The sequence below is a fragment of the Colwellia demingiae genome (assembly GCF_007954275.1).
Classification (GTDB): domain Bacteria; phylum Pseudomonadota; class Gammaproteobacteria; order Enterobacterales; family Alteromonadaceae; genus Colwellia; species Colwellia demingiae.
Genome location: NZ_VOLT01000014.1, coordinates 38,878 through 59,620, shown reverse-complemented (window position 1 = coordinate 59,620; position 20,743 = coordinate 38,878). Strand labels below are relative to the sequence as shown.

Annotated in this window: 16 protein-coding genes; 12 read left to right on the top strand and 4 right to left on the bottom strand. The window is 40.3% G+C overall.

Translation table 11 applies throughout. From position 1 onward, the window contains the following. Positions 1–1,059, bottom strand: a complete 1,059-nt coding sequence (locus tag ESZ36_RS20340; RefSeq protein ID WP_170235905.1) for a sensor histidine kinase — start codon at positions 1,057–1,059, stop codon at positions 1–3. 394 nt (positions 1,060–1,453) lie between these two features. Between ESZ36_RS20340 and ESZ36_RS20335 the strand changes: the two genes are divergently transcribed. The 7 genes from ESZ36_RS20335 to ESZ36_RS20305 all read left to right on the top strand — a co-directional run bounded on the left by ESZ36_RS20335 (position 1,454) and on the right by ESZ36_RS20305 (position 7,038). Beyond that, on the top strand, positions 1,454–2,059 hold the full coding sequence (locus tag ESZ36_RS20335) for a porin family protein (protein ID WP_170235904.1): 606 nt from the start codon (positions 1,454–1,456) through the stop codon (positions 2,057–2,059). A gap of 94 nt (positions 2,060–2,153) precedes the next feature. Further along, on the top strand, positions 2,154–2,792 hold the full coding sequence (locus tag ESZ36_RS20330) for a methyltransferase (RefSeq protein WP_170235903.1): 639 nt from the start codon (positions 2,154–2,156) through the stop codon (positions 2,790–2,792). Between the two features lie 138 nt (positions 2,793–2,930). After that, positions 2,931–3,602: a class I SAM-dependent methyltransferase gene (locus ESZ36_RS20325; RefSeq protein WP_170235902.1), complete on the top strand. Its 672-nt coding sequence runs from the start codon at positions 2,931–2,933 to the stop codon at positions 3,600–3,602. Between the two features lie 254 nt (positions 3,603–3,856). Next, entirely contained in the window at positions 3,857–5,140 is a 1,284-nt protein-coding gene (locus ESZ36_RS20320) for an acyltransferase family protein (RefSeq protein WP_146791265.1), read from the top strand. A 53-nt stretch (positions 5,141–5,193) separates the two neighbouring features. Then, on the top strand, positions 5,194–5,496 hold the full coding sequence (locus ESZ36_RS20315) for a hypothetical protein (RefSeq protein ID WP_146791263.1): 303 nt from the start codon (positions 5,194–5,196) through the stop codon (positions 5,494–5,496). 205 nt (positions 5,497–5,701) lie between these two features. Then, a complete protein-coding gene (locus tag ESZ36_RS20310) occupies positions 5,702–6,508 on the top strand; it encodes a ceramidase domain-containing protein (protein ID WP_146791261.1) in 807 nt (268 codons plus the stop codon). 89 nt (positions 6,509–6,597) lie between these two features. Further along, a complete protein-coding gene (locus ESZ36_RS20305) occupies positions 6,598–7,038 on the top strand; it encodes a thiol-disulfide oxidoreductase DCC family protein (RefSeq protein WP_146791259.1) in 441 nt (146 codons plus the stop codon). A gap of 238 nt (positions 7,039–7,276) precedes the next feature. On the opposite strand, the gene ESZ36_RS20300 is transcribed toward ESZ36_RS20305, so the two are convergent. Next, the gene (locus ESZ36_RS20300; protein ID WP_146791257.1) at positions 7,277–8,314 is read right to left on the bottom strand and encodes an NADP-dependent oxidoreductase; all 1,038 of its coding nucleotides are present in this window, start codon (positions 8,312–8,314) and stop codon (positions 7,277–7,279) included. A 333-nt stretch (positions 8,315–8,647) separates the two neighbouring features. On the opposite strand from ESZ36_RS20300, the gene acuI reads away from it, so the two are divergent. Beyond that, positions 8,648–9,631 carry an acrylyl-CoA reductase (NADPH) gene (gene acuI / locus ESZ36_RS20295; protein ID WP_146791255.1) on the top strand — a complete coding sequence of 328 codons (984 nt, stop codon included), beginning with the start codon at positions 8,648–8,650 and terminating at the stop codon, positions 9,629–9,631. Between the two features lie 130 nt (positions 9,632–9,761). On the opposite strand, the gene ESZ36_RS20290 is transcribed toward acuI, so the two are convergent. Continuing rightward, positions 9,762–10,391 carry a glutathione S-transferase family protein gene (locus ESZ36_RS20290; RefSeq protein WP_146791254.1) on the bottom strand — a complete coding sequence of 210 codons (630 nt, stop codon included), beginning with the start codon at positions 10,389–10,391 and terminating at the stop codon, positions 9,762–9,764. 184 nt (positions 10,392–10,575) lie between these two features. Continuing rightward, a complete protein-coding gene (locus ESZ36_RS20285; protein WP_146791252.1) occupies positions 10,576–13,290 on the bottom strand; it encodes a winged helix-turn-helix domain-containing protein in 2,715 nt (904 codons plus the stop codon). A gap of 535 nt (positions 13,291–13,825) precedes the next feature. Between ESZ36_RS20285 and ESZ36_RS20280 the strand changes: the two genes are divergently transcribed. The 4 genes from ESZ36_RS20280 (at position 13,826) to ESZ36_RS20265 (ending at position 20,470) form a co-directional block, all read left to right on the top strand. Beyond that, the gene (locus tag ESZ36_RS20280; RefSeq protein WP_146791250.1) at positions 13,826–15,385 is read left to right on the top strand and encodes a DUF1302 domain-containing protein; all 1,560 of its coding nucleotides are present in this window, start codon (positions 13,826–13,828) and stop codon (positions 15,383–15,385) included. 62 nt (positions 15,386–15,447) lie between these two features. Next, the gene (locus tag ESZ36_RS20275; RefSeq protein WP_146791248.1) at positions 15,448–16,836 is read left to right on the top strand and encodes a DUF1329 domain-containing protein; all 1,389 of its coding nucleotides are present in this window, start codon (positions 15,448–15,450) and stop codon (positions 16,834–16,836) included. 110 nt (positions 16,837–16,946) lie between these two features. Next, positions 16,947–18,116, top strand: a complete 1,170-nt coding sequence (locus ESZ36_RS20270) for a WD40/YVTN/BNR-like repeat-containing protein (protein ID WP_146791246.1) — start codon at positions 16,947–16,949, stop codon at positions 18,114–18,116. Further along, a complete protein-coding gene (locus ESZ36_RS20265; protein WP_146791244.1) occupies positions 18,113–20,470 on the top strand; it encodes an efflux RND transporter permease subunit in 2,358 nt (785 codons plus the stop codon). The genes ESZ36_RS20270 and ESZ36_RS20265 overlap by 4 nt, the downstream gene beginning before the upstream one ends. Positions 20,471–20,743 lie beyond the last annotated feature (273 nt).

Sequence of the window (20,743 nt, the reverse complement as noted above, 5' to 3'; positions counted from 1 at the left end):
TTAATTACTAACCAATGTTTGAGCTTGTTGAACCGGCAGACGTATTTGTAACAATATCTGGTTTTCGTTACTAGTCTCTAGCGCTACAGACGCGTGATCTGAGTAAAGTAAGGCTAAACGATTTTTAGTGTTAGTTAATCCAATCCCAAACGATTCTTGTTGTGCTCTGCGTTGATGCCAAGGATTAGTTATTTCTATAATGAGTTCCGAATTTTCTAATGACGTAGTCAAAGATACTTCACCCTTTTCATCAGATGGCTCAATACCATATTTTACTGCATTTTCTAGTAATGGTTGCAGTAACATTGCGGGGATCATTATGTCGTTAGTTTCAGGTGCTATGTTGATAATAGTCGACAGCCTGTCACCAAAACGCAATTTGGCGATTTCTAAATAAGATGTCATCACCTGTATTTCTTCTTTTAAAGGCACAAAAGGTTTTTGTTCCGTTGCCAGGGAATATCGTAATAAATCTCCGAGTCGGGCAATAATGGAATCAGCCTTATCTACATCACGATACATGGTACTTGAGATAAGATTTAGCGTGTTAAAAAGAAAATGCGGTTGCAGTTGATTGCGTAATACGTCCATGCGTGTTTTTTGTAGCTCTACTTCAAGCTGAGCACTTTTTATTTGCTCCTGCTGTGCAGTGGTAAAATATAACTTGGTGTAAACACAAAAGATAGCAATCAGATAGAGTGGTGATACATCAAGAACCTGATAAGCGAGTATCGGATTAACATCTAATATTTGGTAAATTCTATGCTGTAAAAGAGTTTCCATACTTATAAATGAACCGGTTATCAGCCAATATAACAATTGTTTAGTTAGCCCAGTTACCCCCATATAAATAATCTTGAATGGGATATAAAACAAAATAAGCTTGGCGGTTGAAGTAAGCCTCTGACCTTTTTCCATTGACCAGCGATGGAAAAAACAGGTTGCAAAAGGAGTGATCAAGCCAAAGCAAATAGACCAACAAAATTGGTCTAGCCATACTTCCCAAGTTATAAAAGCTATCTCTTTACTTTCTAAATCAGCTACTTCTATTAAGGCCATTACGACCCCGAGGAAAAGGTAAAAAAGCGACCAATAAAACCATTGCTTTTTTGATATCTGTGAATAGCTGTTTAACACAGCACGAAATGGGGACATAGGGATATTTAGCTTGATAAGCTTCGTTCGGCAAATACCTGTTTACTTTAATATAATATTCTAACAGGTACCAGTTTATATAATCCAATTCAACACGGTTAATACTCATTTCATCCCACTTTTAAAATCGAGTACACAACACTTTAATTATATTGTCATCAAAATCACCCACTCATCACGGCCCAATCCCAACTAATCCCTAACCGATTAACTTTGTTCAAATCAGGCGATATTATTCTTACCAATCAAAAGGGAAAAATTCTTTCTCTTGTTTTATCTTAATATAATGGAATTATTTATGAACAAAAAAACGCTTTTATCACTCATCGTTGTATCTGCATTAAGCTTATTTGTTACTGCTGAAGAATTACCTCAACCAGGAACTTTTAATGCCGGTTTGCAAGTATCAAGCGGTAATATAGACCACGATAGTTTTGGTAATGATAAAGATGGCGTAGCCCAAGTTATGCTCTATGTAGATTATTATTTCAAGCCTGGCTGGGCTGTGGAAGTTGGCTTGAATAAAGGGTCAAACGTGCAAGACTGGATTTGTGAGAATGATGATGCGGATGAGGATTATTGTGTAAGCGACGATGAGTCAAACCCCGATTCATTTAAAAGTGATCTTGATTATACCAACTTCATAGTTGCAGTACGTTTTGATACGGCACTTACCGAACATAACTTTATTTATGGCAAACTTGGTGCCCAGTATTTCGATTATGAAATGACTAATAACAACAATAACGTATTTGAAGAAGATTCAGGTACGGGTATCTACTCCGAACTTGGTTGGAAATATCAATGGTCCAACAATGTGAACTTAAATGTCGGATACCAACATATAGCAATGAGTAATTTAACGACGAGTTCTTTAGCTATTGGTATTGGTTATCGTTTTTAGACCACGCATGCGTACTTTGCAAAATAAAAGGTGGATGATTAAGTGCTCTACAATTCTGAAGCACTGTAGAGCTTATTTAATTTCTTTGCCGTTAATGCCTAGTTCTGTGCGTATTAAGCTTACCCAAGTTGCTGATATTAATTTGGGCTTTAGTAACAAAGTAAATCCTTTTGAATGGTTTAACTGGTCTGTGTTTGATTTGGTTTTTGATTTAGGAAATGCCAGCGGACTGCATATTGCAGATATTTTAAGTATTTCTGAACAGATGAATATTTGTATCTACGATAATTCGGAAGCGATACAGTCGTCAAAAATTTTCTGGCGAAATGAAAACGCTAACAGTATTAAAAATAATGCCATAACATTTCGTGTTTCTTTTGAAGAGGGTGAAATATTGAGCTCGTTACCCACGGCAAGCTCGCATGAAAACCTGTATTGTTTTGTTAATGTCTTTAGTGAATTAAATGACAGTGACTGTCTTTCTATTCTTAAAAATGCCAAGCAAGCCATTGGCCTATTTACAGCGACTCTAGCTATTATCGATTTTATTCGGTCTGAATCGATAATAAACCCGCACGAGGCGATAAAGGACAAGCAACTATTGCTTGATAAAGATACGAAACAGAGAACGCTTACTCAATGGAAAACACTTGTTAATAAAAGTGACTTTACGCTTAGTGAGGTAGTTGAACTTAGATCATCAAATAAGGTGCTAGTGCTTAAACTCATCTAGACATAGTGCTTTTCTTGCGGACTAATGACAAACGGGTGAGCAATCTGCAGGGTATTTGTTACTTCATAAAATACCGATAACAGACATCAGTAAAAAATGAAATCTGATAGTCCCATTATAATTTTTGAAAGGTTTAAAATGAATATGGAAATTAACGAAGAGGTTATTAGAGGACAGCAAGTCTATAACAAATTTACCCTAGCAATTTATGATGTGGCACTATTTAAAATATTAACTGGGCCCGTGTGGGGCTTATCAACTGAACGATTATTAACGCTTTATAATGACAATATTACTAACAACCACATGGATGTAGGTGTCGGTTCTGGCTTTTTGTTAGATAATTGTAAATTTCCATCAACGCGGCCACGCTTAGCTTTGATGGACTTAAACCAAGACTGTTTGAACCACTCATCAAAGCGATTACAAAGGTATAACCCTAAGTGCTATAGGCGAAATATATTAGCACCCATCACTATTGATGAACTGGGTTTCGATTCAATTAGTATGAATTACTTATTGCACTGTCTGCCGGGTACTATGACAGAAAAAATGGTGGTGTTCGAAAATTTATATAAGTTATTAAATCCTGGCGGCGTAATCTTTGGCTCTACAATAATATCGGATAGCAATGACTCTAGCTGGTTTGCAAAGAAATTGATGAAGTTATACAACAAAAAGGGCGTTTTTTGTAACACTGGAGATAACATTCAAACACTAACCCGCATATTGTCAGACCAATACGAAAATTTTGAGTTGAATGTTATTGGCAGTGCTGCTCAGTTTGTCATTTACAAACCAACGTTATGAAAAGGGAATAACCATTATTTAATCGCAGGGGCTAAAACTGAAAAGCCTCAAAAACTCTCGAATATGCACTTGATGGTAACGAGTACAGTGAGTTTGGTCACCCAATAATACCATCTCGTCCCTAGTGCATTTATTTAAAATACCTCTTCTAATAATATTAAGATTCAATAACGATATTGATTAACTTGATAAGTGCATCTGAATCTTTTCACTTTTTTCAAATGTAGCAAATAATATTTTTAGAGGTATTTATTATGAATATAAATAGCATATTAAATTTTTCACATTTATCTAAATACTTTGTGCCCTCAAACAACGATATGCCTGACCGTCGATTTGATCTTGATTGGCTACGTGTAGGTGTTTTCGGATTATTGATTTTATTCCATACAGGTATGTTCTACGTTGAAAGTTGGCCTTGGCATGTGAAAAGTGAACACCTTTCACAATTTCTTGAAAACATAATGCTGTTGGTTGAGCCATGGAGAATGGGGGTACTGTGGGTTATTTCAGGCATCGCTATTCGTTTTGTTATGGTAAAAGTTTCGGTGTGGCGTTTTATCTCTATGCGAACTCTTCGTTTATTACTACCACTATTATTTGGTGTTTTAATTATCATTCCTCCTCAATTGTATATTGAGATGACTTTCAATGGTGATCTCAATATGAATTTTTGGCAGTTCTTGCAGGCGTTTTTCTCTAGCGACAGTACTGTTTTTGATAAATATCAATACGGTATTTGGCAGCATTTTAATGCAAATCATTTGTGGTTTATTGCAGCACTTTGGAAATACTCTTTGTTTCTACTTTGTCTTTTACCCTTATTAAATACCAAGCTCGTTAATTCAGTTACCGATTGGTTATTTAAACAATATGGTTTATTAGCTATTTTTATCGCTGTTTTACCGATATTTTTCATTCAAATGAACTGGGAACTTGATTCAGTAAGATATCCTCTTGGTTTTACCTTAATGGTTTACGGTTATTTAATCGGTTGGAATAAAATATTTTGGCAACGAATTAAAGAAAACCTTAGACCTTTATTGGTTATAGCATTAATTTTTTATTGCTTGTTGATTGCGCTCTATAATTTAGTTTGGTTAGACATGCTAAAAAATGAATCTTTGCAAGAAGGGTGGATTTATAGCGTAATCATGTTTAATTACAGCATGTTAAGACTGATAGGTGTTTTAACGGTGTTTTCTTTTGCTCACAACTTTTTAAATAAAAAATCTCATAAACTTACTTATTTTAATGACGCCGTTTACCCTTTTTATATTCTTCATCAAACGTTAATTGTCGTTATTGGTTTTAATCTTTCAAAATTAGATCTTGGCCCTGTTTACGAGCCTATGCTTTTAATAAGTTTAACGACTCTAGGTTGTTTTATCGGGTATGAATTCATTCGCAGAACGGAAATTCTCAGACCATTTTTTGGATTGAAAATGAGCAATAACTACAGTAGTTCAATAAATAAATTAGGTTATATATCAGCATCTTTAGTGATGCTTCCTTTAGCATGGCAGATAATAGCTTAAAGAGATTTAGCCAACGTTAATTATCGTGAATCGACCTAGTATCGTAGAGAACAATGACTAAAAAATATGGAAATAATATGCGACTCATTTTAAAGGTTATCTTCATAACTTTTGTAGGAAATTTATCATTCTTATCTTTTGCTGCTCTTGAAACAATGTCATCTAGTGAGTGGCAATCTATCACGTTACATGACCTTAAAGCGGCAAGAGATTTATTTACTAATGGTCCTCATATCTCAAGCTATGCCATAGACAAGCCTGAATTGACTACTTGGTCAGAGACACACTCGGGAAATACAGATACATCGATAATCAAAGTGAAAGGCTATACATTAAAAACGACGATTAAAATCTAAGTACACTGATTTTTACCCATTACTAAATTTTATAAAAAGATTAATAAATCAGTATTTCGTCTAATGATATTTATGACTACACATCCAATATTTAGTTACTTATGTTTGATGTTATCGTGTGTATCAATGTTTTGTTAAAACAGCCTGTTAAAGCCTACACATTGTCTTTATAGTAGAACTTAGGTATACAAGGATAGTTATATATATGAAAGACAAAGAAAAAAATTGCGTGACAATGGGTTATAACCGTAAAGGGATTATCGGTATTTTCATTATATTGCTATGCATCACTATAGGCGTACTTGTGCAAGAGCCAGTCGCTCAGTCACTCAAATATCATGATTTTTCAGATAATCGTACTTTTGTATCTATTCCTAACTTTTTCAATGTTGTTTCAAATCTACCCTTTATCATTGTTGGTTGTATGGGGCTGTACAGCCTTTTTATCTCAAATAAAATAACAAAGCTGGATGAACTAAAAGTAGGATATTGTTTATTATTTCTCGGTTTGTTACTTATTGGGTTTGGCTCTGGTTATTATCACCTTTGGCCAAGTAACCAGACATTAGTATGGGATAGATTACCCATGACGTTGGCCTTTATGGCCTTAATCGCGATTATTATTGCTGAATACCTCTCTATTAAGCTAGGTAAACGTCTGCTATATCCCTTACTCATAGTAGGTGGAGCATCTGTGCTTTATTGGTATTACACCGAGAGCATTGGTGCTGGTGATTTACGATTTTACATATTAGTCCAGTTTCTTCCCTTAATTGCTATACCTTTAATCCTGCTATTTATGAAACCAGCATTTAGCTACGGAAATAGATATTGGTGGTTATTATGGACCTATATATTCGCCAAAGTATTTGAACATTTTGACACGTTTATTTTTGAAGTATTAACAGCGTTAAGTGGTCATACGTTAAAACATTTGTTAGCTGCATTTGGCATGTTGTTATTATTAAATGGTTACAAGAAGCGAAAGAAAATGGAAGTCAATGACAGATGAAATAATAGTTGTCCCTTTCGCGCTAAAACCTTTAGTTTTTTATAGCATGGGTTTTTTCCAATACGTATTCATATTAAGAAGGAGAGCGCATGACCATTGAAAAATACCCTCCTAATATTGATATAAATGATTGTGTGATCCTATTTGACGGTGTCTGCAAACTTTGTAATGTTTGGACTCAGTTTATCGTTAAGGTTGATACTCAACAGCGCTTTAAACTATGCAGCGTTCAATCACCAGAAGGGCAGAGCATATTAAATCATTTTAAAATGCCAACAGATCACTTTGATACGATGCTCTTTGTAGAAGGTAACCAATATTTTGATAAGAGTGACGCTTTTTTAAATGTCGTTAATAAACTTGGCTTTCCATGGCGTTTATTATACGTCTTCAAAGTACTACCCAAGGGCATAATAAATTGGCTTTATGATCGCATTGCTCGTAATAGATATTATTTATTTGGACAGTACGACACCTGCATGTTGCCAAGTAAAGAAAATGAAAATAGATTTCTTAAAGGTAAAAAGTAATCACATTGTTAATAGGATCACTTTGTGCACAAAGTAAGAGGGGTTTTATTAGCTATTGGTTGCTATTTAGGTCAACTGATAGGCTATAAGCAGACGAAATTTTATGGATCGTTTTGGCAACTTTCAAAGGGAGTTCAACATCCGTAAATATAAAATAGTGTAATTCGGCCGCTCCATCGTAGTTGCTGATCTATAGTATTTTTTATCAAAAGTTATATTTTGGCGGAATATTGAATCTTCAGCTGACTTTAATAACCAGCTTTCCTATATTTCCTCCTGAAAACAGTTGTGACATTGCTTGCTGAGCGTTTTCAATACCTATTACTTCTGTGTTGCGATACTGAATTTTCCCTTCGAGCAACCATCGCTCCATTTCGGGTAGTATCTGTTCTATCTCATTTAGATAATCAAGAATTAGATAACCTTGCATTTTGAGTCGTTTTGTAACCAACATATGAGTATTCTGAACCCCGTACAATCGTGTTTTATCACCTAGTTGCTGATATTGCGATATGCTGCCGGAAACTACAATGCGTCCACCAATGGCCATATTTTCCAGTGCGGCATCAAGCATTGCACCGCCGACATTATCAAAGAATATATCGATACCTTCTGGAAAAGCGCAGGCCATCGCCTGTGATAAGTTATCGCAGTTTTTGTAATCAATAGTGCCGTCTAAGTTGAATATGGTTTCTAGCGAGTGACACTTTTCGCTGCCGCCAGCAATACCTACCACTTTTGCATTTATTGCTTTGCCGATCTGGCAGGCCATTAAGCCGGTAGCACCTGCTGCGCCTGAAACTAGTATATTATCTTTCGCTTGGACCTGACCTATATGCTTAAGGCCAATATATGCAGTCCAGCCAGTTAAGCCCAGTGCTGAGACATAAGCGTCCAGTGGTATATCGGGGTGCGGCGTGAAATGAATTGTGCCATTCTCAGGTGTCAGACTCTTTCCATCAACCACTGCATATTGTTGCCAGCTTTGTAGTGAATGTAAATGGTCGCCCACTTTAAACCGTGAATGACGTGACTGTTCTACCCGACCGATAACCAGTCCTCGCATTACGTCACCGATTTGCAGTTGTGGCAAGTAATCTTCTTCTTCGCTTAGCCAGAGGCGATTTGACGGGTCTAGGCTTAGCATCAGTGTTTTGATCAGAACCTGATTTTTTGCCAGATCTGGAACTGGGCGATCTACTAACTCCAGTTCTGTGCCTTTAAGCTCATCTTTGGCGTAATGATTAATAATCCAAGACTTTTGATTTATTGGCATCTGCTGATCCTCTGTTTAGCTATTAATAAGGTTAATTTTTGGTGTTAGCTAGACCCTACGTCTCTGGTTTAAAGGCTAGGTCATAATGACCAGCTTTCAAAGTGCTATTTTATAGTGTATCAAAACACTCATAACTATCCTTTTGGATAGTGAGTACAAAAAATGTTACTGCTAATATGATAGTTCAAGTAGATGTGTGGCCTAAAACAGATTGATTAGATTAAAGAAATTGTCACTTCAGCTCTGTCATCACTCATTCTCTTAAAATAGATTGTCAGAAAAATAAACTCAGAGAGTTATTGTCAATAACGTTGCTAACAGGAAATATTAATTATGTTTAATGCATTGGTACTGGAACAGAAAGAGGGCAAGACTATTGCCGCAGTTCAACAGCTTGAGTTCAGTGATCTACCTGATGAAGATGTGCTGGTAGAGATCACTTATTCTTCGCTGAATTATAAAGATGGTCTGACTGTAACGGGTACATTAGGGCTGGTAGATAGCTTTCCAATGGTTCCGGGTATTGATTTGGCTGGTGTAGTCAAAGAATCCCGTAACGACCAGTTTCAACCGGGGGATCCTGTTATTCTGACCGGCTGGGGTGTTGGTGAACGACATTGGGGCGGTTTCAGCCAGTATGCCCGATTGAAGCCCGAGTGGCTGGTTAAAATGCCGCAGGGAATGGATGCTCAAAAAGCGATGGCCATAGGCACCGCAGGTCTCACTTCAATGTTAAGCGTGATGGCGCTCGAAGAGGGAGGGATCACGCCGGATAAAGGTACTATTCTGGTTACTGGTGCCGCTGGTGGGGTAGGTAGTATTGCGGTATCGATTCTGAATCATCTGGGATATAAAGTAGCGGCTGTCACTGGTCGTGAATCAACCCATGATTACCTACGGGCGTTGGGAGCTGATGAATTACTGTCACGAGAAGAGATGGAAAAACCATCAAATCCGATGGAAAGCCCGCGCTGGGCTGGTGCAATTGATACGGTAGGCAGTACTATGCTGGCCCGTGTACTTGCCGAAACAGAATATAGGGGAGTGGTGACTACTTGTGGTCTGGTAGGCGGGTTGGACATACCTACTACGGTTATGCCATTTATACTGCGTAATGTACGACTACAGGGGATCGACTCAGTTATGTGTCCGATAGAGGTTCGTACTGAAGCTTGGAACCGCTTGCTGACTGATCTACCTGAGTCAACATTTGGTGAAATCACCAATGTTATCGGTCTGTCAGAAGTACCGAAAACAGCGCATGACATTTTAGCGGGTAAAGTACGTGGTCGCACTCTCGTTGACCCTAATAGGTAACAAGCTAATCTTTCAAATAAAAAACCGCCATTAGGCGGTTTTTTATTGCAAAATAGTGGGTTACTTCCTATCCAAAGGCAATTCGTTTATTTTTTACAATGACTTTGATACATGTTAATTATTCCACTTATCAGGCACAAACACTGGGACGACTGCTAACAAGCTCATACCACTGGCGAGTGTGTGTGTGATATTCAGGGATCTCCAGCTTTACCCATCTGGCGAAGTCTATGGCACAGAGGGCGGTAATATCAGCAATCGAGAACTCAGGTCCAGCTACATATTTATTGACTTTTAAGTTTTCATTTAGGCGATCAAGGAAGCGCTGATAGCTATTGATCCCACGGTCAACCAATGGCTCGATGGCTGCCACTCCCGTTGTACCTGCTATGGCGCGTTCTTTGAACTGTAGAACCGAATTACGAAAGACATCTGCAAGGGGTGATATAGCGTCAAATTCTATATGACGCTGAGTAGAATCTATTCGTGCCTTGCTTTTAGCATCTATGCCCATTAGAGCTGGTTCTGGGTGAAGTTCTTCAAGATAACGACAAATAGCAACACTTTCATCCAGATAGCTACCATCATCGAGTTCGAGAAGAGGCAATAAGCCACGAGGGTTTTTGTTGAGAAAATCAGCTTGGAGATTCTCGCCACCTGCTATATCCACTTCGACCTTAGGTATGTCGAGCCCTTTTTCGGCAATAAATATCCTAACTCGGCGGGCGTTTGGGGCCTGGGTACAATCGTACAATTTCATTAAATTTCTCCTGATAGTTATACCGACACTGGGGAGTATCTATAAATTACTTCTTATATTGACGACTACTAAATAGATATTCAGTTTGCCATGTCAGCGTGGATTTAATAACTTATCAAGAGCAAGTACGTAAGCCACTACCTAAAAGGATAGAAAATTGAGGCAGATGCACAAGAGGAAATTTTTAATCGATTAACCCTAGTTTTCTGCTCTCAGCCACTGCTTCTGTTCTGGATCTAACACCAAGCTTTTCATATAAACGGCGCAGGTGCCATTTGACAGTATTGACCGAGACAAAAAGTATTTTTGCTATTTGGTCGTTTTTTAATCCATCACGAACGAGGTGAAGTACTTCCAGTTCCCGATCTGATATTTGTTCACGGGGCGGATGTTGTTCTGACTCCAGAATAAGAGTTTCACCTGCGGCTTCAAGCAATATTTTGCAGTAAGTTATTCGCTTGCTATTGGCAATGTTCGGGTGATTACTCCAGTCAACGCAGAGCTGTTTAAGCAGTTCAATAATGTGCGAACCTTCATCAATAATGCTGCGCTGTGCGCCTATTTTACAACCAAGGTCGATTGCATCAATCATTCCTTGTCGAGCGTTACTTGTTTGCTGTAGCAGTGTATAAGCTAACACTTTCAGTACTTTAAGAACTAGCTTGCGACAAGGGCGTTCGCTAGATTCGGCAATCAGTTGTTCGATACGGATGATGGCTGAAGCGGGATCGCCAGTATAGATTTCAAAGCGCAAAGGCGCAATATCGAGAGAACCACATTCATCAGCGGGGTTAAAAAAGCCAGGTGGCGTGGCGGGAATATGGTTGATAATGGTTTGGGCAGCGAATTGTTTTGCTGATGCCAGTTCACCACGTAGCAGTGCAAAACGTACTCTCTCCCAACGCATTTCTCTGACCAAGCGCGGAAGCACCCAGCTGATACCTTCAACTTCAGCTTCCTCTAGATAAGCATAGGCGGTTTCGAACTCGCCTCTAGTAAAGGCAATGCGGGCGCGTGTGAGGCAGCCAGTAATCACCATATCTGGTGGTATAGTGTTATTAACCGCATCAGCGAAATGTTCATCAAGCAGTTGTTGTGCTTCCTCAAGAAGATTAAGTTCATAAAGAAGTCCAGCCTCAAAGCCGTTACAAACTGCCTTTGCCACTTGTAGAGACAGAGCGTGGTCGTCAAATCGTCTGTAATCTTGTTCTTGCCCAATATTTTTAAAACGTTCTCTGGCCACTAACAGATTACCTTGCAGTTTTTCTCTCAGAGCTCCCAGCATATCGGAATAGGCAAGGCCAAAACAACTGCCTGATTTGAGAAATGAAGTACGGGCTTTAAGTTGATATTGCTGTGCTAATTCAAAGTCATTAAATCCTAACTTGGCTAAGGCGATGATATTGCAAAGCACGCCTCGTTCGAAATGATCTTTCTCATTGATACAAGTCAGGTTTTTTTCGGCAATTTCTCCTGCAGAGAAAGTGCTGTCTTTCATTATTAATAACAAAGATTCAAAGGTAGGCAGTTGAGATTGCAATTCGACGGACAGCCCTTTGTCATCGTTTACGTGTTTCAAACGTATAAACAGTTGTTCTGCCTGATCCCGTTGGTGTAGAAACAAATTGGCCCAACACATACTAGCAAGGAGAGCTGGATTATCTATTGATTGTAACTTTGAAATGCGTGAGGCAAGGTTGGTCACTGTTCTGAGTTGGCCTTGCGTGACTAGATGTTTACTGAAACCCTCAAGGATTTGCATGGCAAACAATGGATTTTTTGCCGCAATTGCGTGATGAATGGCTTCCAGTTTATAACCGTGGCTGTTATGCCAACGTGCAGCCATTTCATGTAGCTCTGTGATTTTTTGAGGAATTAGCTGCGCAAGCCTTTTAAGCAAGAATTGTCTGACTAGACCGTGCAGTTTGAACCAGTGGCGCTGCTTATCAAGGGGGTGGATGAAAAACCCTTTTTCACAAAAACTTTCCAACTGAGTCTGGGCTCCAGACTCCCCAGTTAACGCTTCACATAATGGTGCGCTTATGCGGTTTAATACGGCAACTTTTAGCAGGAATAGCTGTTGTTCTGTACCCAGATGGCGAAATACTTCTTCTGACAAGAAGTCAGTGATCTCATCTAGCTCGCCTGTAATGTTTTCTACCCATTCTTGAGTGTCATCGATACTGGGAAAACAGAGCATTGCTAAGCGAATACCAGCAATCCAGCCCTCAGTCTTTTCAATTAATTTATCGGTGGTGTTCTCATTAATTGGACCGGTTAATCTGAGTTCACCAAGGAGGGTAGCATCCTTAGTACTAAATCTTAGTTCCTGTACACCGACCTCTAGTAACTCTTCGCTAAGTTTTAATTTTGACAGGTTCCAGTCCGGCTTTTCTCTGGAGGCGATAACTAGTTGCCGACCTTGCGGTATATGCTGCTGTAACAAAGCCAGCAAGCGAAGCGACTCCTGATTATGAAGTGCCTCTAACTCATCGATAAAAAGCACTGATGGAGCAGTGGCTGAACCGAATATATTAGCGAGCAAGACCGCGTGGCTTTTAGTCACGGTTACCAGATCATTGAGCTGAGTAGAAGAGGGCTTTATTCCCTCCAGTGCGTACCTAAGATAGGTAAAAAGCCTGCCGGGATCATTATCATCTTCATCTAGGGTTAGCCATGCTGTGTTCTCGCCCTGTTGCATTAGAGCATGATTCCATTGTGACATCAGAGTGGATTTACCATACCCGGCACAAGCTGTTAGAAAAATTAACTTTTTATCGCGGTTATTAGCAAGTAAATCGAGCAATCGTTGTCGCTCAAGTAAATCTCTCCCGCAGGGCTGAGGGGAAGAAAGTTTGGTCTCTAATACGAGAGAATTTAGATCATCGTCAAGTGTCATACTTTGGCTACGCGGCTCCTTTAAAACTCATATCTATTATAAAAACATAATAAATAACAGTTGACCAGCTTTCATCATTGGCAGTCTGTTTATTAGTAAATTTTATAAACATCTTGTTTGGTTAATTTAACTTTTCTGATAAAGCAATAGCTAATAATGGCGAGGGCTACTACCACATACAGACAAGATAATTTGACCTGCATTATTCCCAAGGTTAAGTCGATTGTAAACATATTAATTTCTTAGGTTTTTATAAATTTCAAGAAAAAAATCATATTCCAAACTGACTTTTACTTTCCGGTAAATGTGGCTAATAAATAAAAAAATATGGCAACTACCCTAAAGGATAGAACTTGGGTATAGGGGCATTCTATCCTTTGGGATAGTTGGTACTTATTGTTCCTTTGCTAGGCTGATGTTGCAGTTAATTACTCAATCTAAACACCAGCAAAATCTGCTGATGGGATGGATTTTTTAATGCTTAATAACAACTAGAATGCTTGGCAACAAGCACAGATAAAGTAGAGGCAATGTGATGAATATATCCACCAGGAAAAGACAGCCTAACCCGTTAATTAAACGAACTCTTGTAGCGGCAGCCGTGTCTTTATGTTTTACGCAAGGTGCTTATGCAGCGAGTTTTTCTCCCAGTACAGATTTGAAAATAGACTGGGATACAACACTCACCTATGGCGCAAGTTGGCGAGTAGAGGATAGAGATGAACGCTTGGTTGATCCCACGATTAATCCTGCTAATTTTAACAAAGATGACGGTGATCGAAATTTTAACAAGGGTTTGATTTCAAACCGGATAAGTATCACAACTGAAATGGATCTGAATTACCGTAACGATTTTGGTGTGTTCCTTCGTGCCCGTGCCTACTATGATGATGTTTATCATCATAGTAATGATAATGACTCACCAGCAACCTCGAATAATTTGTCTGTTCCTTTTAACGAATTTACCCGAGCTACACGCAAACGACACGGTGACGAAGCTGAGATGTTGGATTACTTTGTTTACGGTAATTTTGATATAGCAGGTAACAATCTCAATTTACGCTTAGGTAGTCAGGTGGCTAGCTGGGGTGAAAGTGTTTTCGTCGTTGGGGGAATATCAACGGCTCAGAGTCCGCTAGATGCAACACAACTTGGCGTACCGGGAGTTGAATTAAAAGATATTTTCTTACCTACTGAACAAGTATTTGCGCAACTTGAATTGTCCGATACCTTATCTGTTGAGGCTTATTACCAGTTGGAATGGGATAAAACCCGCCTAGTCGCTGCCGGCAGTTATTTTAGTGCCGATGATTTCTTCGATGAAGGTGGTGAGTTTCTAGCATTTCCTACCTTTGCATTGACGCGAGGCACTGATACTCGTGCCGACGATGATGGTCAGTACGGTATCGCCGTACGTTATCTCGCAGAATCCCTTAATTATACCGATTTTGGTTTCTACGTCCTCAATTATCACGACAAACTACCTATTTTTGACTTGAGCAAAGCAGCTACTGCTGGTACTTACGCTTTGGCCTATACCGAAGATATTAAACTTTACGGTGTTAGCTTCGGTACCGTTATCGGTGATACCAATGTTAGTGGTGAGTATAGCTATCGCGAAGGGATGAACCTTTTAAAACCAGATAATTCAGCGATTGAAGCGGAAGTTAGTCAAGTTCAATTGTCAGCGATTCATATTTTTGGGCCTAGCGCACTGGCTGATGATACCGTTTTTGTCGGCGAAGTAGGTTACAACCAAGTACATGGCGTTGATGAAAGCGATTTACTGGCGGGCGATACTGAGGCTTGGGGATTTGCTGCCAAGATTAATTTGGTTTACCAGCAGATATTCTCAGGAATAGATATGACGATTCCTATTATCTGGAACCATGATCTTGCTGGTAATTTGGGCGGTGACGGTGCAGTTCTTGCCAGCTTTGATAAAGGTAAGGATGTAGTCAGCATTGGTGCTGATTTTACCTACCTCAATAACCTTACAGCCGACATTAAATACACTGCATTTACGGGCAGCGCGCTAGAAGATCCACAAGCTGATCGTGATTATATCTCTATCAGTGTCAAATATAGTTTCTAACACAGAGCAGTAACTGTTGATGATTTTAGCTGCTAACTCTCTAGACTGAAAGGTACAAAACAATGATAAAAATTAACACTACCCCATTGACTAAAAAATGGCTGTTTGCTGCGGGTTTGGCAACTGCAACGCTATTAAGCAGTAGTATGAGCCTGGCTGCGGTTACACCAGAACAGGCTGACCGCCTTAAAACAGACCTGACGCCAGTTGGCGCAGAACGCAAGGGTAACGCCGCAGGCACTATTCCGGCCTGGACCGGTGAAGTGGTAAAAGCTGGACTAACCGCTAAAGGAGGTCGAATAGATCCTTTTGCGAACGAAAAACCAGTCATTCAGGTCACGGCAAGTAATTACTTAGAGCACAAAGAACAGCTGACTGAAGGGCAGGTTGCTCTGTTTGAGAAGTACCCGCAAACTTTTCGTATGGATATTTATCCTACACATCGTACTCATGCCGCGCCGCAGTATGTTTATGATAATACCTACCAAAATGCATTACGAACTAAGCTGGATGCGACAGGTAACAGTGTTGAAAGTGCGTTTGGTGGTATTCCGTTTCCTATTCCGTCCAATGGTAATGAAGTGATTTGGAATCATAATCTACGTTGGTTAGGCGAGGGTGCATTTAAAGAATATATCTCCCTAGTTGTTCAGTCTAATGGTGCACTGGGTTATGGCGGTGGGGACTTGTATGAAACTTATCCTTACTATTCAAAGAGCAGCAATATTGATACTTTCAGCGGAAATCTGCTGGAGTTATTTCTAATTTATGATCAACCGACTCGTCGCAAAGGTGAAGTTATTCTGGTCATCGACCCGATTGATCAAGCCAATTCACCGCGTCAGGCTTGGCAGTATATTCCGGGACAACGCCGAGTGCGTCGAGCGCCAACCATCGCATTTGATACACCAAATGCCCAGTTCAACGGGCAGGCAACCTATGACAATGCATTTATGTTTAATGGTTCACCGGAACGTTACGACTGGAACCTAGTAGGTAAACAAGAGCTTTATATTCCGTATAACAATAATCACCTGATTCAAGCATTTAGTGAAGGAGTTGATAAGGTGCGTGAAATAGCGACACCACACCACCCTAATCCTGACTATCAACGCTGGGAACTTCACCGTGTATGGGTTGTAGAAGCAACAGTAAAAACAGGAAAACGTCATGTTTATGCGAAGCGTCGTTTTTACATAGACGAAGATAGCTGGGCGATTGTTGGTACCGATATTTATGATGGCCGAGGTAATCTGTGGCGCGTAGGTTTTGCCAGTTTACTCAATGCTTATGATTTACCGGGAACGTTGATCCGTGGCAACTGGCTTACCGATCTGCAAAATGGTGCTTACGCATTCAACGAAATTGATATTAAGCCAATTAAGCTATATCAGGGTGAGAAGCACGGTTTTTATACTCCAAGTAATGTCCGTAAGCTAAGTCGACGATAAGTTTACGATCTTCAGGGGTAGCTTTGCTGTCCCTGAAGTCTCTTCAACGTAAGGGATGATTTATCCCCTTAAATTTACCATGGCTAAACCTAACATTTTGAGTTATCAGTATGCGTGTAATCAAATATACCTTTAAACATATTCACCTACCTGTAAAAGAGGCATTTTGCTCTTTTTTTACTTGCACTGCGATGCTTCTGGCCTGCTATCCTGCGTTTGCCGTCGTCGATGCTCTTGAAGACAACGCGCCGCAAACTGAGCGAGCGATAAAGGGGTTATTGCTTGATATTGTGCAAGTAGATAACCGTCTTATTACCCTTGGGGAACGAGGTCACATTCTTTATTCTGACAATCAGGGCAATACATGGCAACAAGCCAATGTTCCGGTACGGGTGACCCTGACCGCTATTACTTTCTCAACGGCGAGTCAAGGTTGGGCCGTTGGACATGATGGTGTCATTCTAGCTACCCGCGATGGCGGCGTTAACTGGCTTAAACAGCTTGATGGTTATCAGGCTAATCAGTTAATTGTGAATGAGCTTAAGCGCTTATTGGCATTATCTGATGAACAGCGTATAGCAAAGGCCATAGGTTACTCGGTAGCACAACTAAACTATCTGTTAGAAGATGCGCAACTTTTTACGGATGAGGGGGCCAGTCGACCATTTCTTGAAGTGTTGTTTGTCGATGAAAAAATAGTTATGGCGGTAGGTGCTTATGGCATGATTTTCCGCACTGAAGATGGCGGAGAAAACTGGAGACCTCTGGTAGCCAACTCCTCCAATCCTGACAATTTTCATTTGAACACCTTGATCAAAAGCCGAGATACGCTTTATATAGCCGGAGAAGCCGGCTCTCTCTATCGCTCTGATGACAAGGGCCTTAGCTGGATAATATTGCCTTCACCGTATGACGGACCTTTTTTTGGAATGTCAGTCAGTTACACAGCAACAGGGACTGAGGGGTTAATCGTTTATGGTCTGCGTGGAAACGCATTTATTTCAACTAATCAAGGACAAAAGTGGTCACGCCTTAATGTTGGTAGTGATACGTCCATCTTAGGTTCGGTTGCAATGAAAAAGTCTGAATTTATTTTGCTCAGCGGTGGTGGCGAGCTGTTTCGTTTTAACCTTGACGGTCAGTTAATTGGCCGTAGTTTAACACCAGACAGAAGTGCTTTAAGTAGTGGCTTAATAAATTCAACGAATAAATTATTGTTAGTTGGTGTTAATGGTATGACTCACTTGAATCTGCCTCAGATACAGTGGGAGGCTCCATGAATTATATAAGAACAGACATCTCTGCTAAGCAAAAAAATAGTTTGGCGCAAAAACTTGGTGAAGTGGTGATTGAAAAAACACTGTTTGGTCAACGCGCAATTATTATCGGCCTTTTTTTACTAGCGACTATCTGGTTCGGATTTCAAGCTGCCCAGATTAAACCTGATGCCAGCTTCGAGAAGATGATACCGACTTACCACCCATACATCGTCAACTACCTTGAACATAAAGATGATCTTAAAGGACTGGGCAATGCTGTCAGGGTGGTTGTCGAAAACCCTAATGGGGATATATTCGAACGTGAATTTTTAGATATTCTGAAACAGGTCCATGAAGAAGTGTTTTATATTCCGGGCGTTGATCGAACTGCAATGTCCTCGATCTGGTCTGCTGGTGTACGTTGGACAGAGGTTACCGAGGAAGGTTTCGCAGGTGGTCCTGTTATTCCAGATACCTATGATGGCTCTGTGGCTACTATTGAAAAGCTTCGGATCAATGTACTGAAATCTGGTCAGGTCGGAACTCTGGTTGCCAATAACTTTCGCTCTGCCATTATCTACGCGCCATTATTAGAGTTTGATCCTGATACAGGGGAAGCGCTGAGTTATCAGGTGTTTTCGGATCGTCTGGAAAGCCTGATCCGAGAAAAATATCAGTCAGATAGTGTGGTTATTCATATCACAGGCTTTGCCAAAGTTGTGGGTGATTTGATTGAAGGCGTAACCCAGGTTGCACTGTTCTTTGGTCTTGCGGTGGTATTTTCACTGATTATGTTAGTGTTATATACCCGTTGTCTGCGCAGTGCCTTGATAGCATTAGGTTGCTCTATTACTGCTGTTGTATGGCAACTGGGGATACTTAACAGCATGGGTTTGGGATTAGATCCTTATTCAATGCTGGTACCCTTTTTAGTTTTTGCGATTGGCGTCAGCCACAGTGTACAAATCTTCAATGGCATAGTGCATGAAGTGGCCAGAGGAGCTGACTCTTTGACCGCTTCTCGTAAAGCATTTCGATCGCTGTACATTCCTGGACTGACCGCATTGATCAGTGATGGCATCGGTTTTGCTACCCTGAGGGTAATTGAAATAGGTGTTATTCAGGAACTTGCTCTGACTGCCAGTATTGGGGTTGGTGTGATTATCCTGACCAATTTGATTCTGTTGCCTATATTGATTTCCTATTTTGGTGTTAGCAAGCGTGCCATCACAAAACTGGTTAATGAGGAAGAGGGGCACAGTCATCCATTCTGGCATTTTATGGCAACCTTCACCGAACGCAAAAAAGCGGCGGTGATTTTGATGATTGGAGGTGGTCTGTTTATCCTTGGGCTGTTCTTGAGCGAAGACCTTAAAATTGGCGATTTGGATCCCGGAGCACCTGAGCTTCGTGCAGACTCGCGCTATAACCTAGATAACCGTTTTATCACCGAAAACTACTCGACCAGCACCGACATTTTAGTGGTGATGGTCAAGACTACTGCCGATAAGTGTTCAGACTACCAGACACTTGATACTCTCGACACTTTGCAATGGCGACTTGAGGGTGTATCAGGGGTTCAGTCAACTAATTCACTGGTCAACTTCACTAAAATGGCTTTATCTGGCATGAATGAAGGGAGTGTTAAGTGGAATGCACTTAACCGCAACCAACAGTTACTCAATGCTGCCTCTATTCAAGCGCCTCCAGGGAGTTTTAACAGTGATTGCAGCTTGGCACCATTAATTGTGTTCCTAAACGATCATAAGGCGACTACGCTGACGGCAGTTACCAACGAGATTGAACTTTTTGCTCAAGAACATGGATCTGAACATATTCAGCTTCTGCTGGCCGCAGGGGGTGCTGGTATTGAAGCAGCGACTAATCAGGTTATTGGAACTGCACAGTATAAAATGCTGGCCTGGGTCTATGGTGTGGTATTCGTGCTGTGTCTGTTGAGCTTCCGCTCACTACGTATTGTTATCTGTATACTGCTGCCACTTTGCCTTACTTCTTTGCTTTGTCAGGCTTTGATGGCACAGATCGGTATTGGCGTAAAAGTAGCCACCTTGCCGGTGATAGCGCTGGGTGTGGGAATTGGTGTTGATTATGGCATCTATATTTACTCAAAAATGCAGAGTTATCTCGATCAAGGTTTAGAACTTGGTGACGCATATTACAATACCCTCAAAACCACTGGTAAGGCAGTAGGCTTTACCGGCATTACTCTGGCTATTGGTGTTGGGACTTGGGCTTTTTCTCCAATTAAATTTCAGGCTGATATGGGAATATTACTGACCTTTATGTTTATCTGGAACATGGTGGGGGCACTGACATTATTACCAGCGTTGACGGCCTTTTTACATCGAAAATAGTAGTACTGGTTTTGCTCCTTAGTTAAAGTAAGGCGCTTTTGGGGAGCACATTTGCTCCCCTTTTTTATATAGATACTTAAGCATGTTTATCTCTTTGGATATAACTGCGGCGTTGTTGAGCAAATCCAATATCGTTGTGTTCAACTCTAGGTAGCTTGAATTTTAGACTATTATTTTCAGGCATACCTAACCCTATCACTTTGTTTAGTATTTTAACCGTTGCTAAAGCTTAGCCAACTTGCGCTTTGTAAAAGAAAAAAGATAATGTTCCAT